Genomic DNA, 20,490 nt, shown 5'->3' with positions numbered 1-20,490 from the left:
CAAGTCACCATATTTTATGCAAATATTTTGGAAAAAGAAAACAGAAAAATGCTTTGGACATGCCAAAGCGACAACATTTTATTGTAGAAATTTTTCATATTCATAATACTCAGGATAAGATGCGAGCGTTTCTTGGCACGATTCACAAATCGTTTTTATATATATATTTCCATTCTCATGAAAATGAATCATCTCTACTACCTCTTGCTCTGTTAGTTGAAATAAAACGTCGCTATATACTTTTTCTGCGGTAACGGAGCCTACATTACTCCCGCAATGCCTACAATAATAATACCCTTCCATACTAGCCTCCTAAATATCCAGTTACTACTAGTATGGGTAAAAATAAAATAAAATATTCCCAATCATAACCTTAACTGTTGAAAGTATTCATGATTTGGAGAAAAGGCTTATTTAACCACTCTTCACATGCATCCGCTGCTTTTTCAATGGAATGATTGACATCAGGAATCTCTTCGGATGTAAAACGTCCTAATACGTAATCTACTACCTTCATCCCATTTTTCGGGCGATCAATTCCCATACGGATACGTTGAAACTCTTGCGTTCCTAAATGCGAAATTGTTGATTTCACGCCATTATGTCCACCGGCACTCCCTTTCATACGAAGGCGTAATTTACCTACCGGGATATCTAAATCATCATACATAACAACGAAATCATCAACATCAATTTTATAGTAATCCATAAGTGGACGAATACTTTCCCCAGATAAATTCATATATGTAAGTGGCTTTAATAAGATTACTTTTTCTCCATTAACAAATCCTGCACCAAATACGCCTTTAAACTTCTGTTCATTCAAAGAAATGTTCCAACGCTTTGCAAGTTCATCAATTGCCATAAATCCAATATTATGCCTTGTTAATTCATATTCTCTACCTGGGTTCCCAAGTCCTACTATCAATTTCATTCTTGTACCACTACTTTCTTTTTTCGATACGAAAAGACGTAACCAAGCTTGGTTACGTCTCATTCTATCCAATTAATTGAATAATACACTTACAGATTCTTCTTCGTATACACGAATGATTGCTTCTCCAATTAATGGAGCAACTGAAAGTTCATGTACTTTGTCGATTTTCTTTTCTTCTGGTAATACGATAGAGTTCGTTACAACTAACTCTTTAATATTCGAATTTTGAATACGTTCAATTGCTGGGCCAGATAATACTGGGTGTGTACAGCAAGCATATACTTCAGAAGCACCGTTCTCAACAAGAGCGTTTGCTGCTAATGTAATTGTACCCGCTGTATCAATGATGTCATCAATTAAAATTGCTGTTTTGCCTTCGATGTTACCGATAATGTTCATTACCTCTGATACATTCGGACGAGGACGACGTTTATCAATAATAGCGATTGGCGCTTTTAGGCGATCTGCCATTTTTCTAGCACGAGTTACACCACCATGGTCAGGTGATACGATTACGATGTCTTTAAGACCTTTTGTTTCAAAGTAATCTGAAAGAATCGGTACACCCATTAAGTGGTCGATTGGGATATCAAAGAATCCTTGAATTTGTGGAGCATGTAAATCTAGAGTGATTACACGAGTTGCACCTGCTGTTTCAAGCAAGTTTGCTACAAGTTTCGATGTAATTGGTTCACGAGAACGCGCTTTACGGTCTTGACGCGCATAACCATAGTAAGGAATAACAATATTAATTGTTTTTGCAGATGCACGCTTTAATGCATCGATCATAATAAGTAATTCCATGATATGTTCGTTTACTGGGAAGCTTGTAGATTGAATAATGAATACATCGCAACCACGGATACTTTCTTCAATGTTAATTTGAACTTCTCCATCACTAAAACGATCAACAGAACATTTTCCTAGTCCTACTCCAATATGCTTTGCGATTTGCTCAGCAAGTTCCTTATTAGAGTTTAAAGAGAATACTTTCAAATTAGAATTTAGATATTGAGTCGACATCTAGATTAACCCTCCACATTATGATTTTTTCTTATTCAGCAATTGATCAACATAGTCTTCTTTGTTAACTTGACGTGCACGTGCTACCGATAATGCTTTTGATGGGACATTCTCTGTAATTGTAGAGCCTGCTGCCACATAAGCACCATCTTCAACTGTTACAGGAGCAACAAGATTTGAATTACATCCAATAAATACCCCGTTACCAATCACAGTTTTAAATTTATTCTTGCCGTCATAGTTCACCGTAATTGAACCACAACCAAGATTCACGTCTTCTCCAACTTGTGCATCCCCGATATAACTTAAGTGTGAAGCTTTACTTCTATTACCAAAAACAGTTTTTTTGATTTCCACGAAGTTTCCAACGCGTACTTCGTCTCCAATAACTGAATCTGGGCGAATATGTGCAAATGGACCAACCGATACTTCTGTACCAAGCTTACTATCATGTACAGTAGATTGACGAATTGTCGTACGATCTCCAATTTCACTATCGCGAATTACTGTATGCGGTCCAATTTCACAATCAGAACCAATTACAGTGTTCCCCTCAATAATTGTTCCTGGATGAAGAACTGTATCACTACCGATAATTGCATCAGCAGAAATATACGTGTTACTTGGATCAATAATTGTAACACCATTTACCATGTTCTTTCGGTTGATACGATTTTTCATAATAATTTCCGCTTGCGATAGAGCGACTCTGTCGTTAACACCTAACGTTTCATCGAATTGCTCTGTTTGATAAGCTGATACGATATGACCTTCATTTTTTAAAATCTCAATAACATCTGGAAGGTAATATTCACCTTGTACGTTATCATTTGAAACTTTAGAAAGTGAAGCGAATAAAGCTTTATTATCAAAACAATACGTACCTGTATTGATTTCTTTAATAGCTAATTCTTTTTCATTTGCATCCTTATGCTCAACGATCTTTTCAACATGACCATTTTCGTTACGAACGATACGGCCATATCCAGCAGGCTCTTCTATGTATGCTGTTAGCACAGTTGCCATTGCTCCTGCTTCTTTGTGTTGCTGAAGTAATGCTTCCATCGTTTCAGCAGTTATTAAAGGTGTATCACCACAAATAACTAAAGTTGTTCCTTCTTCATTTGCAAGTACGCTAGCAGCTTGATCTACAGCATGCGCTGTACCAAGTTGTTCTGCTTGTAATGCAAACTCACTTACGTTTCCTAGCTGTTCTTGTACCATTTCAGCACCATGTCCAACGACCGTTACAAGTTTCTGCAATCCTAATTGAGTTACTTGATCGACTACGTGTTGTACCATAGGTTTTCCACATACAGGATGCAGCACTTTGTATAGCTTAGACTTCATACGTGTGCCTTTACCTGCAGCTAGAATCACTGCAAATCTGTTTGACATATAGACCCTCCATCGCAACCTATTTATCCATTAACGATATTATCCTAAATCATCATATATTTCAAGAAACACATTTTAACTATTAAATTTTACCATAATTCTTATAAGATGTTTTACTCTTTAGTATCTTTTTTAAGAAATAAGCTATACTATTTAAAATGATTTTGAAAAAATTAGTAGTTTCTTCTCTTCATTTTAATAAACGATGAATGTTTTAAATATAAATTATATAAAGTCAAAAAAAAAACAAACTCCTGTAAATGCTTACAGGAGTTTGCTACAAAATTATAAGACTTTCTTTCAAAAGCCCTTTTCATTCGAATTTTACGAAGCACCTGCTTCTTCAAACTCAACCTCTTCTAACTCGCCTAAACGATGATACTCCGTTAAAACCGCATCTTGAATTTTAGAGCGTGTATTAGAATTAATCGGATGTGCAATGTCACGGAATTCTCCATCTGGAGTACGTTTACTTGGCATTGCTACAAATAATCCATTATTACCATCAATTACACGAATATCATGAACAACAAATTCATGGTCTAGAGTAATAGAGGCAATTGCTCTCATGCGGCCTTCTGTGTTTACGCGGCGTAATCTTACGTCAGTCACTTCCATCTTGTGTTCACCACCCTTTTCTAAATAAGCGATATATTTGTATAAATTCCACAAATTTTCTATTTTCCCTTTAATTTTTTAAAAATTTTTAAGATAAAAATTTTTATTGCAATTGAATATAAGGATTAGTAGAGGTTATCGCTTACAAAAGGTTACTTAACTAGGGCGATTACTTCGATTTCAACTGAAACATCTTTCGGTAATTTTGCTACCTGTACACAAGAACGTGCTGGTTTATGAGTAGAGAAATAAGAACCGTATACTTCATTAACAGCATTAAAATCATCCATATCTTTTAAGAATACTGTTGTTTTTACTACCGTATCAAATGAAGCACCTGCTTCTTCTAATACTGCTTGTAAATTTTCAAATACTTGTTCTGTTTGTACTGTTACATCTCCCGTTACAAGCTCTCCACTTGCTGTTAATGGAATTTGTCCTGAACTGTAAAACATATTATTTACAATAATCCCTTGTGAATAAGGTCCAATTGCTTGTGGTGCCTTGCTTGTTTGAACAACTTTCATATTTTTTCACCCTTTTATTATTTATTTTTACTCTTTAAAAATAGTGCACGAAAAGCAGTTTGTCCATCTATTTTATAATTTATAAATAGAATAAAAAAAAGATAAAGCCATTTGCTTTACCTTTTTTATTCAACCTCTACAAGTCCTTCATCAAATGGTGTAAGTGAATAATTCCCCTTCTCCACTTGAATCGATTTTTCTTTCACATCAACTTCTGAAAGACGAATTAATGATACAAAGTTATTAATAAGTCGTTCTTCGATATCTGTGGATTCTACTAATACACCGATACCAACAACATTAGCCTTAAACTCTTCTAGCATACTCATCATACCTTGAATTGTTCCGCCAGCTTTCATGAAATCATCAATAATTAAAACGTTTGATCCCTCTGGAAGACTACGCTTTGCCAACGTCATTGTTTGTATTCGTTTAGAAGAACCTGATACATAGTTAATACTAACAGTTGGACCTTCTGTTACCTTATTATCTTTCCTCGCAATTACTACCGGTACATCTAAGTAGTTTGCCACTGCATAAGCAAGTGGAATCCCTTTTGTTGCTACCGTCATAACTGCATCGATTGGTTGCCTAGCAAAGACAGAAGCAAACAAACGACCTGCACCATTAATATGACGAGGATTACTTAAAAGATCTGTCATGTATAAGTAACCGCCAGGCAAAATACGATCTGGATTTTCAAATAAGCTACAAAGCTCATCAATAATTAGATCTGCCTCTTCTTCACTTATATATGGTATATATTTCACTCCTCCTGCTGCTCCTGGTACCGTTTGCAATGTGCCGACCCCTTGTTGTTCAAACGTTTGCTTAATAATAACTAAATCTTCACTAATAGAGGATTTAGCCGATTGATACCTTTCAGCAAAAAAAGTGAGAGAAACTAGCTGACGAGGGTTTTGTAACAAGTAATATGTCATATCGACTAATCTTGTACTTCGTCTAATTTTCATACGCCCACCTCAAATCACGAATATTCTAAACAAATCATAACGTATTATACGTCTTTATTCAAGCGTTTCTCGCTCTCCTAATAAACGTACCGCATATACTTGTTCACAAAATCCTTTTAATCCGTTATAAATGCGATGCATTCGCGAATCATGGTGTACAAGTCCGAATACAGTTGGACCACTTCCACTCATTAGTACAGCATCTGCTCCAAATCGTTTCATCTGTGCTTTAATACGAGCAACTTCGGGATGCATCTTAAATGTTACATCTTCTAAGATGTTACCAACAGTATCACAAATCCCTTTGTAATCCCCAGCATTGATGACATCAACCATTTTATCTACATTTGGATGTGTAACTCGATTTAGTTTTAAATTTCCATACACGTCAGCAGTAGATACACCAATATGTGGCTTCGCTAAAATAACCCAACAAGAAGGTGGCGTTTTTATATGCTCAATTCGCTCTCCTCTTCCAGTGGCAATTGCTGTCCCTCCATATACACAGAACGATACATCTGATCCAATTTCTGAGCCAAGCTCTGCTAATTCGTCAATTGTAAGCCCTAAATTCCATAATTTATTAAGACCACGTAATGTCGCTGCTGCATCACTACTTCCACCTGCTAATCCAGCTGCTACTGGAATCGTTTTTTCAATAGTAATAGATACACCTTTTTTCACATTAAACTTCTCTTTTAATAATTTCGCTGCTTGATAAGCTAAATTTCGTTGGTCGTCTGGGACATACCGATTATGGGATAAAATTTCAATCCGGTCTTCTGCTAATTCCATTAGTTCTAAACGATCCGCTAAATCAATTGTTGTCATAATCATTTTCACTTCATGATATCCGTCTTGTCTTTTTCCCAGTACATCTAACGACAGATTAATCTTTGCTGGTGCTTTCACTAGTAGCTTCAATCTATTCACCCACTCTATGTACTCAATCTTTTATCGTTTATTTTACCATAAATTTATAGTAAGACGATGACACTTCCCTAATTATAACGAAAAGCATTCAGAATGAAACTACTTATGTAAAATGATGGCACCTTTCAGAGTACAAAAAGCCGAGGAATCTCTCCTCGGCTACCGTAGCATAGAAAGTAATCTTACAACTACTGGTTTTGTTTCATTAATTGCTGTTCTGCAATTTCTATAGCGCGTTTCACCATATTACCAGCATCTTTCGCACGAATTCCGCCCCATCCTTCTTTCTGAACAACATCATAAAAGCCCAGCTCTTTTGCTAGCTCTTCTTTAAACTGGTTTGACATGACACCTCTTCGTCTACTCAATGCAGAGTCCCCCCTTATTTTGCTACGGTATAATTAGTATGCAAAATAATATAACTTTTCATTTGTGGGAATATATGTAACGACACATGAGTTATAAAATAATTTCATTATGGGGTTCACCATAAAATGTTAACTCTACCGTCTCTGTTAAAACATCTGCATAACTATAAGATACACGTTGCAATGCATCTTCTTGTTGGTCTAACTGTACAACAAACACAGAACGATAAGTTTCTGCAAGTACACCTGATTGCTCCACTGTTTTTCTTCTTCCGCTATTCGCCTTTAACATAAGTCGCTGTCCAAGATGGTGATCTAATTCGCTTTTAATTTCATCTAAACGTTTTGACATATACCTTGCTACACCTCGCTGTAATTTAGATTGAACACTTAAAACACGATATATCTATCCCAATTATTAACCGCAATTCACAGACTATATCATTATAAAAGCATCATGCGTTCGAATAGATAGAAGAAATACTATATTGTAAAAGTATCATTGTATAGTCTTTACGCTCTTACCACTTTTTATCCAAATTCATTTCATTCTCTTACGCATAAAAAAGCAAGATACGTATGTACCTTGCTTATTCTTCATAATGTTGGAAGGGTAATCCTGTTCGTAAAATCCCTCTCGTTTCAATTCCACCCAGTCCTTTTTCACCAGTAATCGTATTACGTACAACATCCCATACATTTACTCTCTCCATAAATGAAGTGAAGCTAATTTTACCAACCACATACACAGGGTCTAGTGCATGAATGTTAATCCTAGACGGAGAACTAGCAAAGTTAGCACCCGCTCGAATTAACGCCTCGAAATGCGATTGACACGCCCCAGCAAAAATAACGAGTTGATCCAATGATGGATATTTTTTTCGTACTTCTCGGACAGCCTGTACAAAATGCCTTGAATGCCTATATGCTGCTAAATCTCCCTTTACCCCTTTGGATTTTGTATAGGCATCGTGTCCTGTAATAACTAAAATGTCTGGGCGGAAATGATCTATTAAGTCTACTACCTTTTCGTGCATCTCTGTTTCCTTACAATGAACACCTTGTACAGGAACACCAATTTTATTATATAGGTCTAAACACTTGCGCAAATACAAAGGGTCCCCATCTATATGCAATACGCGTCCTGGCATTTGAAAGTAATTCACTTCACTTGTGTATCCACCAGTTGAAGTGTGTTCATGCCTTTGTTTCATCAATACATAATCTTGTTGAAATAAACGGTACGTGCGCTCCATTGTTTCTTTTTCACGCTTCACTCTTTTTTTATGTTCTCGTTGATCTATACTAATTAAATCTTCAAGCGGCGCATCTGCCACAAGTCTAATTTCCTCCCCAAACAATATAGCTATCTCGCCTTTTATTTCTATAATACGAAAAAGGATATCCCTATTATGAGAATATCGTTCCACTAATTCTCCAACATGTAAAGCCATTCTCCTACCTCCAAACTCGTTAGGCCATCTTACCTGTTTTTAAAGTATGAATTTAGGAAAGGAAAGGTGACAAAAGGGACAGCTCAAATTGAACTGTCCCTTTCATATCCTTATGATAACTTATGAAGAACTAATGCGTTACTTAATGTTGCAAACTCTTCGATAGATAGCGTTTCGCCTCTTCGCTTTGGATCAATTCCTACTTCTGTTAAAATTCGATCCAACAGCTCTTTATCTTTCGGGAAACCATTTAAATTATTCGATAAATTATTCATTAAAGTTTTACGGCGCTGTGCGAAACTTGCTCTTACTACTTCAAAGAAGAAAGTCTCATTTGTCACTTCTACAACTGGTTTCGGACGCTTTAGAAGACGGATAATCGCAGAATCAACATTTGGTTGTGGTACAAACACTGTACGCGGTACAGTCATAACTGTTTCTACCTCTGTATAATACTGAATAGCAATTGATAAAGAACCATATTCTTTCGTTCCAGGTTTAGCAGCTAAACGATCTCCAACTTCTTTTTGCATCATAACAACAAATCCACGAACCGGTAATTTTTCTTCAAGCAATTTAAATAAAATTGGCGTTGTAATATAGTATGGTAAATTAGCTACTACCATTACATCTTGTCCTTCTTCAAATTGCTCACTAAACACTTCGTGTACATCTGCCTTTAGTACATCTTTATTTATAACTGTAACGTTACTATATGGAGCTAACGTCTCGTCTAAAATTGGTAATAATCTTTGATCAATTTCAAAAGCCACCACTTTTTTAGCACGCTTCGCTAACTGCTCTGTTAACGCACCGATACCTGGTCCAATCTCAATTGCACCACTTTCTGAACCGATTTCTGCGTGATCAACAATACGATTTAATACATTTGTATCAATTAAGAAATTTTGTCCTAAACTTTTTTTGAATGAGAATCCATACTTTTCAACAATGTCTTTCGTACGATTCGGCGTTGCGATATCTTTCATTTCTTTTCCTCCTGTATTACTTGTTTATAAGCTTCTGCAAACGTCTCTTTTGAAACTTGAAACATCTGTAAACGTTTATGTAACTGTTTTGCATTTGTATAACCAATCTTTAATAGCTTACCCATTCTTTCTCTGCGACTCTTTGCCATTTCTCCGCCCACTAAGCCTGCATCGACTAGATCACTCCAACTAATTTCACTTGTGTAAGCTTCCATTTCTTCATGTATATTCTCTAAAGCACGGCGAATCGATTCATTAGAAGCGTGTTCAATTCCAACACCTTTTTTTCTTTTAGCAAGCGCTTCTTCCTTCGGTAAGAAAGCATGCTTACATCCAGGTACCTTGTCAGAAATAATTTTTCGAATACGCTCTCCTGGATAATCCGGATCTGTAAAAATAATAACGCCTCGTTTTTGCTGCGCTAATTTAACTTGCTCAATAACATGATCACCGATTGCTGAACCGTTCGTTTCAATTGTATCCGCATCAACAGCACGCTTAATTGCAACTGTATCATCTTTACCTTCTACAACGATAATCTCTTTAATTTTCATGCTTGCCTCCACACTCATTTCGTCTCTACTTAGTAAAACAAAAAAATGACGACTTTTCCATTATTATTTTCCCCATTCTTACATTTTAAAAAATAGACTGGTACAAACTTTGTTCTCTCTCCTTATTGTAACACTTCCTAATTTCCCCTTATCTTCTCTTTCACTTCTACTATTTCTTTTCTCAAAAAATAAAAAAGAATGGGTTCTCCCATTCCTTTTTTATTCAACACCAAATAAAGCCTTTGCATTTTTTGTTGTAACTTCTGCTACTTCCTCATAAGAAATCCCCTTTAAATTCGCAATTTCTTCTGCTACAAGCTTTACATAACTCGGTTCATTTCGCTTCCCTCGAAATGGATGTGGTGTTAAATATGGACAATCCGTCTCTATTAACAATTTCTCTAAAGGAATCTCTACTGCAACTTCTTTCGGTTTCTTAGCATTTTTAAATGTAACCGGTCCACCTAATGAAATTAAAAAGTTCATATCAACACATCGCTGTGCTACTTCGACACTACCACTAAAGCAATGCATAATACCCCCTACTTCAGCCGCATTCTCTTCCTCTAGAATATCAACAATATCTTGAGTTGCATCACGGTTATGTATAATGATTGGTAATTTCACTTTTTTAGCTAATGCAATTTGTTTACGGAATACTTCCTTCTGTATTTCTTTAGGGGACTTATCCCAGTGATAATCTAGTCCCATTTCTCCAATTGCAACGACTTTAGGATGTGAAGCTAATTCTTCTAACCAAGCTAAATGTTCTTCTTTCATGTCGATAGCATCTACAGGATGCCATCCAACTGCAGCGTAAATAAAATCATAAGCCTCAGCTAATTCAATCGCTTTTTTTATCGTTACTTCATCAAATCCAACAACAACTGTATATGTAACTCCTGCTTCTTTCATTCGTGCAATAACTTCTTGTAAATCTTCTTCAAACTGCTCTGCATTTAAATGTGAATGTGTATCAAACAACATACTAAATAACTCCTTTTATATTGAAATCAATTCTATCATAGAGAAAAACGATTTTCTTTCTAACTCAACGATAACAATACTACAATTTTAATGCAAAAAAAGGAAATTTAAAAAGAAAAAAGACGCTTCACACATGTTACACGTGAAACATCTCTTTTCTTGCCTTAATTACTTGATTTTTGTACCATTCGGAAGATTTTGGTCGATTGTTGCTAATGACAATACTCCATTCTCTTCACCCGCTAAAATCATACCTTGTGATAATTCACCGCGTAATTTTACAGGTTTTAAGTTTGTTACACAAATAACTTTTTTACCTTGTAAGTCTTCCGGAGAATAGAATTTTGCAATACCTGAAACAACCTGGCGCTTTTCTGTACCTAAATCAAGCTGGATTTTTAACAGCTTATCTGCTTTTTTTACAGGTTCAGCCGATATTACTTCAGCTACTCGTAATTCTACTTTAAAGAAATCATCAATTGTAATTTCTTCTGCCTGCGGTTCTTCTTCTTTTTTCTCTTCTACTTTAGGCGCAGAGCTCTTCATTTGTTCTTTAATATACTCTACTTCTACTTCCATTTCCAAACGAGGGAAAATTGGGTTTCCTTTTTCTACTTTTGTTCCACCTGGAATACATCCAATTGTAGATAGGCTTTCCCAAGATTTATGTGCTTCTTCAGTAAGACCAAGTTGAGCAAACATCTTGCTTGGTGCTACTGTTAAGAATGGCATAAGCATAATACCTGTTTGACGAAGTACTTCTGCTAAATGAGCCATTACAGAAGCTAACTTTTCACGATCATTTTCATCCTTCGCTAATACCCACGGTTGTGTTTCATCAATATATTTATTCGTACGGCTAACCAATTGCCAAATTGAGCTTAGCGCTACAGAGAATTCCATATTTTCCATTGCGTCTTCTACTTTTTGCAATGTATCTTTTGCAAACATTACTAACGTTTCATCAAATTCCGTTACATTTGCTTTAAATGCAGGTATTTCTCCGTTAAAGTACTTATCAATCATAGCTACTGTACGATTTAATAAGTTACCTAAGTCATTTGCTAAATCGAAGTTGATACGTTCAACAAATCCTTCTGGTGTGAATACGCCATCAGATCCGAACGGAACTTCTCGAAGTAAGTAATAACGTAATGCATCTAATCCGTAACGATCAATTAATGTAACTGGATCTACTACGTTTCCTTTTGACTTACTCATTTTTCCATCCTTCATTAAAATCCAGCCATGAGCAAAGACCTTTTTCGGAAGAGGTAAATCTAATGCCATTAAAATGATTGGCCAATAAATTGTATGGAAACGAACAATTTCTTTTCCGACTAAATGCACATCTGCCGGCCAGAATTTTTTATACATCTCTTCATTTTCTGTTCCATAACCTAATGCTGTAATGTAGTTAGATAATGCATCAACCCATACGTAAATAACATGTTTTGGGTTGCCTGGAACACGAACTCCCCAATCAAATGAAGTACGAGAAACTGCTAAATCTTCTAATCCTGGTTTAATGAAGTTATTAATCATTTCATTTTTACGAGACTCTGGCTGGATAAAATGTGGATTATCTTCATAGAACTTTAATAGTCTGTCGACATATTTACCCATTCTAAAGAAATATGATTCTTCACGAACAAGTTCTACATCATGACCACTATCTGGACTTTTTCCTCCAACTACTTTGTCACCTTCCATAATTGGATCTACTAATTGATGCGCTGTATAGAATGTTTCATCTTGTACAGAATACCAACCTTCATATTCATCAAGATAAATATCACCTTGGTCTACTAGTTGCTTGAAGATCTTTTCGACAACATCTTTATGACGATCTTCAGTTGTGCGAATAAAATCATCATAAGAGATATCCATCTTCTCCCAAAGCTCTTTAATTCCTGCAACAATATTATCCACGTATGCTTGTGGTGTCACATTTAACTCTTCTGCTTTCTTTTGGATCTTCTGCCCATGCTCATCAGTTCCTGTTAGATAATGAACATTGTAGCCTTGCATACGCTTATATCGTGCCATTGCATCTCCTGCTACTGTCGTATAAGCATGTCCAATGTGTAACTTTCCACTTGGATAATAAATTGGGGTAGTAATATAAAAGGACTTATTTTCCTTTGTCATTGTTTTGGACCTCCCGAATAACCTCATATGTATTTATAAATAGTATATCAAAAACTCATATATAAAGTGAAACTTTAATCCGTAGGGGTGTTTATCCCCCACAAATTATTAACTCTCACTAATCAAGCTTTTACGAGCAGCCCGACTCCAACTTAACTTCTTTGCTCCAACCGCATTTTAAAGCGGGAATCTTATTGCTCGTTAACGCGGGATAAACACCAGTTAATGCTACATATCTTTATCATCTATTACTCATATTCAAACAAAATATACAACCCTACTTTTAAATAAATATATTTTTCAGAAAATAATTGCAAAAATTACTCCCATTCTATTATATATAAGAAGTAAGAAATCTATAAATCTTTTTAAAAAATATAGAATTTAAGAATTGACGGAAATGTAAATGATTGGTATCATATGTCCATAGGGTATTTTGTCGAAAAATGACGAATCAAAAAAATAGACTCGAAACTTATAAACTATTTATTTAGGAGGAAAAGAATTATGAAATCTACTGGTATTGTTCGTAAAGTTGATGAATTAGGTCGTGTTGTAATTCCAATCGAATTACGCCGTACTTTAGGTATTGCAGAAAAGGATGCACTTGAAATTTATGTTGATGACGAAAAAATCATCTTAAAAAAATATAAACCAAACATGACTTGCCAAGTAACTGGTGAAGTATCTGATGGTAACCTATCTTTAGCTGAAGGTAAAATTATCTTAAGCAAAGAAGGCGCTGAGCAAATCTTAAACGAACTTCAAGATTATATCGAAACAGCAAAATAAGCTTCTCAATTATGAGAAGCTTATTTTTTATCGACATGATAGATTTGATACACATCGCGTTTCGACAAATCTCGATCTTTAGCGACTGTTTTTATCGCCTCTTTTGAATTCATGCCTTTTTCATTTATATAATGTTCAATATGATCATATACCGAAATAGATTCCCACCATTGTTCTTCTGGAGCAGGTTCTTCCGTTGAACCAGCTACTAAAATACAAAACTCACCACGAACTTCATTTTGCTTCGTCCATTCAATTGTTTCTTCGATTGTTCCTCGAATAAATTCCTCAAACTTTTTCGTTAACTCTCGACATAATACAATTTTCCTATTGCCTAATATTTCTTGCATCGAGATTAAAGTGTCATCTAGACGATGAGGTGCTTCATAAAACATCATTGTAGTTTGCACATAGCGAAGTTTTTCTAATTCCATTTTTCTTTCCTTTTTATTTCTTTGTAAAAATCCATAGAAATAAAACTGCTTTGTTTCAAGACCCGATGCAATTAACGCTGTAAGGGCTGCATTTGCCCCAGGAAGCGGAACCACATGATATTGCTCAGCTACGGCCTCGACAACAATATCGTAGCCTGGATCGGAAATACACGGCATACCAGCATCACTAACAAGTGCTATATTCTTCCCTTCCTCTAGCTTCTCTAATATTTTCTTTCCACTTACTTCTTTATTATGCTCATGGTAACTCATGACAGGTGTTTCAATTTCGAAATAATTACAAAGTTTTTTTGTTTGTCTTGTATCTTCCGCTGCAATAACATCTACCTCTTTTAAAATCCGAATTGCACGAAATGTCATATCTTCTAAATTTCCAATTGGAGTAGGTACTAGATATAACATCCCCTTTTCATTTTGTTGAAAGCTTTTTTGCTGCCACATAGCGTTCTCCTTTTTGCATATATTCTTCTTTTTGTTTTCTCGTTAACTGCTTAAAATGATATTCAGCCTGCATAGCTGTTCGTTTATCCTCATGATTCTCTACATACCTTAAAACAACTGGAAGTCTAGCACGTGTATATCTAGCACCTTTTCCACTATTATGAGTCTGAATCCGTTTTTCTATATGATTTGTATATCCAGCATAATAACTTCCATCAGAACATTCCACCACATAAAAACAATGCTTATTCTTCTCCATATAAAATTGAACGAATCTCCTTTGTATATTCGTTATTTTCTTCGTATACAAAAAGAGGTGGTAGGATTTTCAAATCTGCGTTCCCATCCTTAATTCCTTCAATTAACAATGTATTTGCTTCTTTACCTGCCTTAGGATAAACAAATCGCACACGCTTTGGTTCAATTTTGTATTTACGCATTAATGTAACAATGTCGAGTAAACGACCTGGGCGATGTACAAACGCTACTTTCCCGCCTTGTTTTACTAGCTGACTACTTGCAGATACAACATCTTCTAACGTACACATAATTTCATGACGAGCTATTGCTAAATGTTCATTCATATTTTTCTCAGACGTTTGAGGTGTTTGAAAATAAGGAGGGTTACATGTAACAACATCATATTGATGGCGCCCAAGTTTCTCTGGCATATCTTTCAAATCTCCATGTATGAGTTGAATTCTTTCTTCTAACTTATTGTATTGAACACTTCTTATTCCCATATCATATAAACGTTCTTGAATTTCCACACCTGTAATATTCCCTTTTGTTCTCGTGCTTAATAGAAGGGGCACAACCGCATTACCTGTGCACAAATCAAGTAAATTTCCTTTTTGAATTGGCACCCAAGCAAAATCTGCAAGTAAAACGGCATCTAAAGAGAAATTAAACACCGATGGACTTTGTATAATCTTCATATCTTGCGCTAATAAATAATCTAAACGTTCATCTTCGTATAAATTCATATATTACTCCTTTTCTTACACTTAACCTACCCTATTTCATCTTCTACTAATATACAAATACATTTTGTTCTATTCTCATGTATAAAAAATTACCTTTCCAATTATAATTGGAAAGGTAATTTCACTTTTTATTTAAAAATGACAGACAGAATAAACAATCTCCCTCTTTACGTACACTTCCATAATGTAGATTGCAAATATGGAAACCTTCTTGATATAGTCTTGCTAAATTGTCATAGCCTTCACCAATATCCGTCTTCGGCTTCACTTCTTTACGTTTTTGAGCTTTTTGTTTTTCTTTATTCTGCACTTCTTCAAAACGGTGTCGCAAATTTTCATTTTCCATTTTTATATGTTGATTTTCTTCCAACAACTCTGCAAGATGTTGTTTTAATTCACCCAACTGTTTATATAAATGTCCAATTTGCTCTTCCATACTAGAAACCGATGCAAAAATATCTTTTTTCTCCACAAGCACCCACCTCATTAATCTGTGGTTTGACTCGAAACGACCCCTTTATTCACTAACTCATCTAACGTATATTCTACTATCCGTTCCTTGTCTACTAGCTCCACTTGAATTAATCTTTCTAAAATATTTAATCCGATAACACGGCCAGTACCATGTGGTGTTTGTATACGTTGATCTAAATCAGGAAGTTGTTCCTTTGCTGCCTCATATTCATCATTCTCATATTTTAAGCAACACATTAAGCGACCACATAAACCAGAAATTTTTGCAGGATTTAATGATAAATTTTGATCCTTTGCCATTTTAATGGATACAGGTTCAAAATCTCCTAAAAAAGTAGAACAACAAAGCATACGACCACATGGACCAATACCACCAAGCATCTTCGCTTCATCACGAACACCAATTTGTCTTAGTTCAATTCTCGTCCTAAAAATTGCCGCTAAGTCTTTCACTAGTTCGCGGAAATCAATCCGACCATCTGCAGTAAAGTAGAAAATAATCTTATTACGATCGAACGTATACTCTACATCTACAAGTTTCATATCTAGATTATGCTCTACTACCTTTTGTTGACAAACTTGATATGCCTCTTTCGCAGCATGTTTGTTCTCGTCAACAATGGTACGATCATTTTCATTTGCGATACGAATAACCTTTTTTAACGGTAACACAACATCGTTTTCATCAACTTGCTTTTTGGTAATAACTACTTTTCCGTATTCAATACCCCTTACCGTCTCTACAATTACAAACTCATTCTCAGAGATATCGAACTGATTCGGATCAAAGTAATATACCTTGCCGGCCTTCTTAAAGCGAACACCTACTACATCATACAAAACGGTCATCCCTCCTGCAACCGCAACACTAACTGTTCGAACACAAGCTGCGCATTTACATTAGCGTTGATTCTATTTTTTGCCTCTAATATATTAAAGAGAGCTGATACAATGCGCTTCTGAGCATAGGAAAAAGATTCAAACATCTCTTTCTGCTCATGAAAAACAAGACGATCTTCTTCTCCAAGTTGAACATATAATAAATCCTTATAAATAAGGAGCAACATATCTAAACCTTGCTGTAACTGTTCTTTCTCTCCAAAGTGTTTTCCCCATTTTTCTTGTACAAAAAAAATAGAGGCTTTATCTTTTTCGAGCGCTTCACATAATTTTATCACTAAAGTTCGTGCTTGTGCAAACCATTCATCATTACATAAAGCTAAAGCTTCATCAAAACTATTCGTAAGCTGTGCAGCTAGAGTTGATAAAGAGGATGTAATGCCTTCATCCTGTAATCTTCTACTTAAAGACTCCGTAGGTAACGGTCTAAATGTAACAACTTGACAGCGAGATAAAATCGTATTTAAAATTTGATGACTTTGTTCAGTAAGTAAAATAGCTGTTGTATCACTACTCGGCTCCTCTAGAAATTTCAATAGTGTATTTGCCGCATTTGCTGTCATACGATCTGCATGCTCGATAATATAAACTTTTTTATTTGCCTCTAATCCTGTTTTTGAAAATTCTTCCTGTAAATCATGAATTTGTTGCTTTTTAATAGATAATCCATCTGGTTTTACAATATGTAGGTTAGGGTGGTTACCTGAGTCAATTCGTTTACAATTTGTACATACATGACATGGTTCTACCTCATTCCTTTGAGAGCAGAGGAAACTCTTTGCCATTTGAATCGCTGTTGCAAACTTCCCTGTTCCTTTCCCTCCTTCTAACAAGTAAGCGTGGGATATACGCTCTTTTGCAATGCTATTCATCAACATTTTTACACCGATGGGCTGTATAGCAGAAAGCTGCTCCCACGTCTTCGTCATAATGCATACCTCACTTATTTCATTCTTTCCTTCTATTATAACAATTTATCTTCTATAATCTGAACAACTTCTTCTATAAGTTTTTCCATTGGTTGATCAGCATTTACTAATACAATACGATCAGAAAAACGTTCTACAACTTCTAAATACCCTTCACGTACACGTTTATGGAAAGAGATATCTTCCATATCTAATCGATTCACTTCGCGCCCCGCATCTTTTTCAATGCGAGCTAAACCAATCTCTGGTTCAATGTCTAAGTAAATTGTTACACTAGGCATACAGTCTTCTGTTGCGAAGCGATTTATTTCAAATACTTTATCCATTCCTAAGCCTCTTGCATATCCTTGATACGCTAAAGAGCTATCTATAAAACGATCACATAATACAAGATAGTTCTCATTAAGCGCTGGCATAACTTTTTCTACTAAATGCTGTCTACGTGCAGCAGCATAAAGAAGCGCCTCTGTACGTGCTTCCATCATCGTATATTCTTGTTTATGTAGAATTGTTCTAATATCTTCAGAAATTGCTATACCACCTGGTTCTCTCGTCGCCATTACCTTTTGTTCTTTTTGCTCAAAGTATGGTAATAATTTTTTAATTAACGTTGTTTTACCCGAACCTTCTGGCCCCTCAATTGTTACAAATAATCCCTTCATCCTAAAACCTACTTTCTATATCATACACTTTCATATCTTTCGTGCTACCTTGAAAACGAGCTCCTGTTTTCTCTAAATACATAATTTGTTCTTTATGTTCTGAAGTAATTCTCTCTCCATACATAATCAATGGAATTCCAGGCGGATATGGAATTATCATTTCCGCCGCTATCATCCCTACCGCTTCTTCTATAGGTACTACTTTTGTTTTGTATCCTTCTAATTGTTTATATGTATACGGTAAAGGAGAGGATTCTCTTTTATAAGTATAACGAATAGATTCGTTCTTGTCTTTCACCTCATAATGTTCCAACGCAACTCGAATTATCTCTATAGCCCTCATGTACTCCTCTTTTGCTTGTAGAGGTAAAATAAGTAGGACATTATATGGATCTGCCATTTCTGTATATATTCCGGCCCTTTCAAATACAGACTGTAATTCATATCCTGATAACTGACAACGAGTTTGTACAGTAATCTTTAAATCATCTTGCAACGGATATTGTAAAACAGCTATTTGCGAAATGGAACACAATCCTTTTTTAAATCTCCGTAAAAACTCGACAATTTCATCATGACCTTTTTCCTTTATACTTGCTAGTGTAAAGCGCGCTATATCAAGTGAAGCCATAATTGGATATGACGGACTACTAGATTGTAGCATACTCAAATAAGCAGAAACTCTTTCTTCATTCACTAAATGACTATTTATATGTAAATAAGATCCCATTGTCATCGCAGGTAATGTTTTATGTGCAGAATGAACCACAATATCTGCACCATATGCTAATGCTGACTTTGGAAATGGTTCCCCTAAGCAAAAGTGTGCTCCATGAGCTTCGTCTACTAAAACAGGGATTTTATGTGCATGTGCATAAGCAACACTTGCTTCTAAATCTATCCCCATACCATAATAATTAGGATGCGTTAAAATGAGGGCTTTAGCATTAGGATATCTTTTAATTGCCCCTTTAATAACTTCATCACCAATTCCTACTGGTACGTTATATGCCTCATCAATCCATGGGTCTAGAAAAATTGGATTCGCACCTGCTAGTTTTAATCCATTAATGATTGATTTATGACAATTTCTTTGTACAAGGACAATATCACGCTCACCGCAGCAAGATAAAATCATTGCTAGATTTCCGACCGTTGAACCATTAATTAAAAAATAACTTTTTTCCGCACCATATACATCAGCTAATAATTTTTGTGCTTCATCTATACATTCAAACGGACTATGTAAATCGTCTAACCCTGTTAGTTCGGTTACATCAATGGATAGTATATCTTTAAACTCCCCAATGGCTTCCTGAGGGAAGTTTACACCATTCTTATGACCTGGAACATGAAAGGACAGTGGTTCTCTTTCTTTAAACTCTATTAACGCCTCATATAAAGGCATACGCTTTTGATTCATATCTATCTCTTCCTTATTATTCATTCTGTATCTATTATACAGATATTAAGGCAAAAAAAAATAATAGGCAGATGCCTATTTATAAATATGATACTTCTAACTTCCGAAGCTGTTTTAAATAATGTATATATTTTGGATCATCTGTCTCAGTACTCACCATATCTTTTTCACATTCATGACATATCAAATTATTATAAACATATATACCTTCTTCTCTTTTTGTCTCACAAACAATGCAAATTTCACTTTGTAATTTCATAACCTTCCCTCCCTGTATTTAAATAAACATATTTGATACCTCTATTCCTTAACAATTTACAGAAAAATATACATCCACCTCTTATATAATATGATTTACTCTTGGGCAACGTGTTTGTATTACCATTACTTCTTTTATGCACTGTTTAACAATACAAAAAAACACAAGTCAAAAGACTTGTGTTTTAGTTGCTTGGCGACGTCCTACTCTCACAGGGACAAGGTCCCAACTACCATCGGCGCTAGAGAGCTTAACT

General features: G+C 35.4%; 25 protein-coding genes. 1 reads left to right on the top strand and 24 read right to left on the bottom strand.

The window, feature by feature from the left end:
• Window positions 1–78: 78 nt before the first annotated feature.
• The 15 genes from JDS81_RS27270 to metG all read right to left on the bottom strand — a co-directional run bounded on the left by JDS81_RS27270 (window position 79) and on the right by metG (window position 12,913).
• Window positions 79–303, bottom strand: coding sequence for an anti-sigma-F factor Fin family protein (locus JDS81_RS27270; protein ID WP_000399441.1), 225 nt, complete (start codon window positions 301–303; stop codon window positions 79–81).
• Between the two features lie 70 nt (window positions 304–373).
• Window positions 374–934 (bottom strand): aminoacyl-tRNA hydrolase, encoded by a 561-nt coding sequence (gene pth, locus JDS81_RS27265; protein ID WP_079520253.1) that lies wholly within the window; start codon window positions 932–934, stop codon window positions 374–376.
• A gap of 72 nt (window positions 935–1,006) precedes the next feature.
• Window positions 1,007–1,960 carry a ribose-phosphate diphosphokinase gene (locus tag JDS81_RS27260; RefSeq protein ID WP_000107420.1) on the bottom strand — a complete coding sequence of 318 codons (954 nt, stop codon included), beginning with the start codon at window positions 1,958–1,960 and terminating at the stop codon, window positions 1,007–1,009.
• An 18-nt stretch (window positions 1,961–1,978) separates the two neighbouring features.
• Window positions 1,979–3,358 (bottom strand): bifunctional UDP-N-acetylglucosamine diphosphorylase/glucosamine-1-phosphate N-acetyltransferase GlmU, encoded by a 1,380-nt coding sequence (gene glmU / locus JDS81_RS27255; protein ID WP_097954956.1) that lies wholly within the window; start codon window positions 3,356–3,358, stop codon window positions 1,979–1,981.
• 324 nt (window positions 3,359–3,682) lie between these two features.
• Complete coding sequence (gene spoVG, locus JDS81_RS27250) at window positions 3,683–3,976, bottom strand: septation regulator SpoVG (protein ID WP_000454042.1); 294 nt, start codon at window positions 3,974–3,976, stop codon at window positions 3,683–3,685.
• Window positions 3,977–4,128: 152 nt separating this feature from the next.
• Window positions 4,129–4,503 (bottom strand): RidA family protein, encoded by a 375-nt coding sequence (locus JDS81_RS27245; RefSeq protein ID WP_000869822.1) that lies wholly within the window; start codon window positions 4,501–4,503, stop codon window positions 4,129–4,131.
• 125 nt (window positions 4,504–4,628) lie between these two features.
• On the bottom strand, window positions 4,629–5,477 hold the full coding sequence (gene purR / locus JDS81_RS27240) for a pur operon repressor (protein WP_000702479.1): 849 nt from the start codon (window positions 5,475–5,477) through the stop codon (window positions 4,629–4,631).
• A 54-nt stretch (window positions 5,478–5,531) separates the two neighbouring features.
• Window positions 5,532–6,401: a 4-(cytidine 5'-diphospho)-2-C-methyl-D-erythritol kinase gene (gene ispE / locus JDS81_RS27235; protein ID WP_142316352.1), complete on the bottom strand. Its 870-nt coding sequence runs from the start codon at window positions 6,399–6,401 to the stop codon at window positions 5,532–5,534.
• A 197-nt stretch (window positions 6,402–6,598) separates the two neighbouring features.
• Window positions 6,599–6,778: an acid-soluble spore protein SspF gene (gene sspF, locus JDS81_RS27230; protein ID WP_001985066.1), complete on the bottom strand. Its 180-nt coding sequence runs from the start codon at window positions 6,776–6,778 to the stop codon at window positions 6,599–6,601.
• Between the two features lie 91 nt (window positions 6,779–6,869).
• The gene (gene veg / locus JDS81_RS27225) at window positions 6,870–7,130 is read right to left on the bottom strand and encodes a biofilm formation stimulator Veg (protein WP_000044348.1); all 261 of its coding nucleotides are present in this window, start codon (window positions 7,128–7,130) and stop codon (window positions 6,870–6,872) included.
• 238 nt (window positions 7,131–7,368) lie between these two features.
• Window positions 7,369–8,232, bottom strand: a complete 864-nt coding sequence (gene yabG, locus JDS81_RS27220; RefSeq protein WP_001173740.1) for a sporulation peptidase YabG — start codon at window positions 8,230–8,232, stop codon at window positions 7,369–7,371.
• A 110-nt stretch (window positions 8,233–8,342) separates the two neighbouring features.
• Window positions 8,343–9,221 carry a 16S rRNA (adenine(1518)-N(6)/adenine(1519)-N(6))-dimethyltransferase RsmA gene (gene rsmA / locus JDS81_RS27215; protein ID WP_000651557.1) on the bottom strand — a complete coding sequence of 293 codons (879 nt, stop codon included), beginning with the start codon at window positions 9,219–9,221 and terminating at the stop codon, window positions 8,343–8,345.
• On the bottom strand, window positions 9,218–9,775 hold the full coding sequence (gene rnmV / locus JDS81_RS27210; protein WP_000692838.1) for a ribonuclease M5: 558 nt from the start codon (window positions 9,773–9,775) through the stop codon (window positions 9,218–9,220). Before rnmV ends, rsmA begins: the two co-directional genes overlap by 4 nt.
• A 219-nt stretch (window positions 9,776–9,994) precedes the next feature.
• Window positions 9,995–10,762, bottom strand: coding sequence for a TatD family hydrolase (locus JDS81_RS27205; protein ID WP_000895828.1), 768 nt, complete (start codon window positions 10,760–10,762; stop codon window positions 9,995–9,997).
• 168 nt (window positions 10,763–10,930) lie between these two features.
• Entirely contained in the window at window positions 10,931–12,913 is a 1,983-nt protein-coding gene (gene metG / locus JDS81_RS27200; protein WP_098836723.1) for a methionine--tRNA ligase, read from the bottom strand.
• A gap of 507 nt (window positions 12,914–13,420) precedes the next feature.
• On the opposite strand from metG, the gene JDS81_RS27195 reads away from it, so the two are divergent.
• Entirely contained in the window at window positions 13,421–13,705 is a 285-nt protein-coding gene (locus JDS81_RS27195; RefSeq protein WP_000843036.1) for an AbrB/MazE/SpoVT family DNA-binding domain-containing protein, read from the top strand.
• 20 nt (window positions 13,706–13,725) lie between these two features.
• On the opposite strand, the gene rsmI is transcribed toward JDS81_RS27195, so the two are convergent.
• The 9 genes from rsmI to JDS81_RS27150 all read right to left on the bottom strand — a co-directional run bounded on the left by rsmI (window position 13,726) and on the right by JDS81_RS27150 (window position 20,234).
• Window positions 13,726–14,601: a 16S rRNA (cytidine(1402)-2'-O)-methyltransferase gene (rsmI, locus tag JDS81_RS27190; RefSeq protein WP_097954959.1), complete on the bottom strand. Its 876-nt coding sequence runs from the start codon at window positions 14,599–14,601 to the stop codon at window positions 13,726–13,728.
• Complete coding sequence (locus tag JDS81_RS27185) at window positions 14,570–14,860, bottom strand: GIY-YIG nuclease family protein (RefSeq protein ID WP_000414346.1); 291 nt, start codon at window positions 14,858–14,860, stop codon at window positions 14,570–14,572. The genes rsmI and JDS81_RS27185 overlap by 32 nt, the downstream gene beginning before the upstream one ends.
• Window positions 14,847–15,587, bottom strand: coding sequence for a tRNA1(Val) (adenine(37)-N6)-methyltransferase (locus tag JDS81_RS27180; protein WP_001055365.1), 741 nt, complete (start codon window positions 15,585–15,587; stop codon window positions 14,847–14,849). The genes JDS81_RS27185 and JDS81_RS27180 overlap by 14 nt, the downstream gene beginning before the upstream one ends.
• Before the next feature lie 121 nt (window positions 15,588–15,708).
• Window positions 15,709–16,059: a DNA replication initiation control protein YabA gene (gene yabA / locus JDS81_RS27175; protein ID WP_000412058.1), complete on the bottom strand. Its 351-nt coding sequence runs from the start codon at window positions 16,057–16,059 to the stop codon at window positions 15,709–15,711.
• A 14-nt stretch (window positions 16,060–16,073) separates the two neighbouring features.
• A complete protein-coding gene (locus JDS81_RS27170; protein ID WP_000272428.1) occupies window positions 16,074–16,901 on the bottom strand; it encodes a PSP1 domain-containing protein in 828 nt (275 codons plus the stop codon).
• A gap of 5 nt (window positions 16,902–16,906) precedes the next feature.
• Entirely contained in the window at window positions 16,907–17,890 is a 984-nt protein-coding gene (gene holB, locus JDS81_RS27165; RefSeq protein WP_000169567.1) for a DNA polymerase III subunit delta', read from the bottom strand.
• 35 nt (window positions 17,891–17,925) lie between these two features.
• Window positions 17,926–18,552 carry a dTMP kinase gene (gene tmk, locus JDS81_RS27160; protein ID WP_000677211.1) on the bottom strand — a complete coding sequence of 209 codons (627 nt, stop codon included), beginning with the start codon at window positions 18,550–18,552 and terminating at the stop codon, window positions 17,926–17,928.
• Between the two features lies 1 nt (window position 18,553).
• Window positions 18,554–19,975 (bottom strand): aminotransferase class I/II-fold pyridoxal phosphate-dependent enzyme, encoded by a 1,422-nt coding sequence (locus JDS81_RS27155; protein ID WP_097954960.1) that lies wholly within the window; start codon window positions 19,973–19,975, stop codon window positions 18,554–18,556.
• Between the two features lie 79 nt (window positions 19,976–20,054).
• The gene (locus JDS81_RS27150; protein WP_000776275.1) at window positions 20,055–20,234 is read right to left on the bottom strand and encodes a sigma factor G inhibitor Gin; all 180 of its coding nucleotides are present in this window, start codon (window positions 20,232–20,234) and stop codon (window positions 20,055–20,057) included.
• Between the last annotated feature and the right edge of the window lie 256 nt (window positions 20,235–20,490).

This window comes from Bacillus cereus group sp. N31 (assembly GCF_016483245.1).
Classification (GTDB): Bacteria; Bacillota; Bacilli; order Bacillales; family Bacillaceae_G; genus Bacillus_A; species Bacillus_A toyonensis.
This window is presented reverse-complemented; position numbering and strand designations above follow the sequence as displayed.

Coding starts and splice junctions, on each gene's coding strand:
- JDS81_RS27270 (WP_000399441.1), bottom strand. CDS start 303: ATGGAAGGGTATTATTATTGTAGGCATTGCGGGAGTAATGTAGGCTCC.
- pth (WP_079520253.1), bottom strand. CDS start 934: ATGAAATTGATAGTAGGACTTGGGAACCCAGGTAGAGAATATGAATTA.
- JDS81_RS27260 (WP_000107420.1), bottom strand. CDS start 1,960: ATGTCGACTCAATATCTAAATTCTAATTTGAAAGTATTCTCTTTAAAC.
- glmU (WP_097954956.1), bottom strand. CDS start 3,358: ATGTCAAACAGATTTGCAGTGATTCTAGCTGCAGGTAAAGGCACACGT.
- spoVG (WP_000454042.1), bottom strand. CDS start 3,976: ATGGAAGTGACTGACGTAAGATTACGCCGCGTAAACACAGAAGGCCGC.
- JDS81_RS27245 (WP_000869822.1), bottom strand. CDS start 4,503: ATGAAAGTTGTTCAAACAAGCAAGGCACCACAAGCAATTGGACCTTAT.
- purR (WP_000702479.1), bottom strand. CDS start 5,477: ATGAAAATTAGACGAAGTACAAGATTAGTCGATATGACATATTACTTG.
- veg (WP_000044348.1), bottom strand. CDS start 7,130: ATGTCAAAACGTTTAGATGAAATTAAAAGCGAATTAGATCACCATCTT.
- yabG (WP_001173740.1), bottom strand. CDS start 8,232: ATGGCTTTACATGTTGGAGAATTAGTGGAACGATATTCTCATAATAGG.
- rsmA (WP_000651557.1), bottom strand. CDS start 9,221: ATGAAAGATATCGCAACGCCGAATCGTACGAAAGACATTGTTGAAAAG.
- rnmV (WP_000692838.1), bottom strand. CDS start 9,775: ATGAAAATTAAAGAGATTATCGTTGTAGAAGGTAAAGATGATACAGTT.
- JDS81_RS27205 (WP_000895828.1), bottom strand. CDS start 10,762: ATGTTGTTTGATACACATTCACATTTAAATGCAGAGCAGTTTGAAGAA.
- metG (WP_098836723.1), bottom strand. CDS start 12,913: ATGACAAAGGAAAATAAGTCCTTTTATATTACTACCCCAATTTATTAT.
- JDS81_RS27195 (WP_000843036.1), top strand. CDS start 13,421: ATGAAATCTACTGGTATTGTTCGTAAAGTTGATGAATTAGGTCGTGTT.
- rsmI (WP_097954959.1), bottom strand. CDS start 14,601: ATGTGGCAGCAAAAAAGCTTTCAACAAAATGAAAAGGGGATGTTATAT.
- JDS81_RS27185 (WP_000414346.1), bottom strand. CDS start 14,860: ATGGAGAAGAATAAGCATTGTTTTTATGTGGTGGAATGTTCTGATGGA.
- JDS81_RS27180 (WP_001055365.1), bottom strand. CDS start 15,587: ATGAATTTATACGAAGATGAACGTTTAGATTATTTATTAGCGCAAGAT.
- holB (WP_000169567.1), bottom strand. CDS start 17,890: ATGACGAAGACGTGGGAGCAGCTTTCTGCTATACAGCCCATCGGTGTA.
- tmk (WP_000677211.1), bottom strand. CDS start 18,552: ATGAAGGGATTATTTGTAACAATTGAGGGGCCAGAAGGTTCGGGTAAA.
- JDS81_RS27155 (WP_097954960.1), bottom strand. CDS start 19,975: ATGAATCAAAAGCGTATGCCTTTATATGAGGCGTTAATAGAGTTTAAA.
- JDS81_RS27150 (WP_000776275.1), bottom strand. CDS start 20,234: ATGAAATTACAAAGTGAAATTTGCATTGTTTGTGAGACAAAAAGAGAA.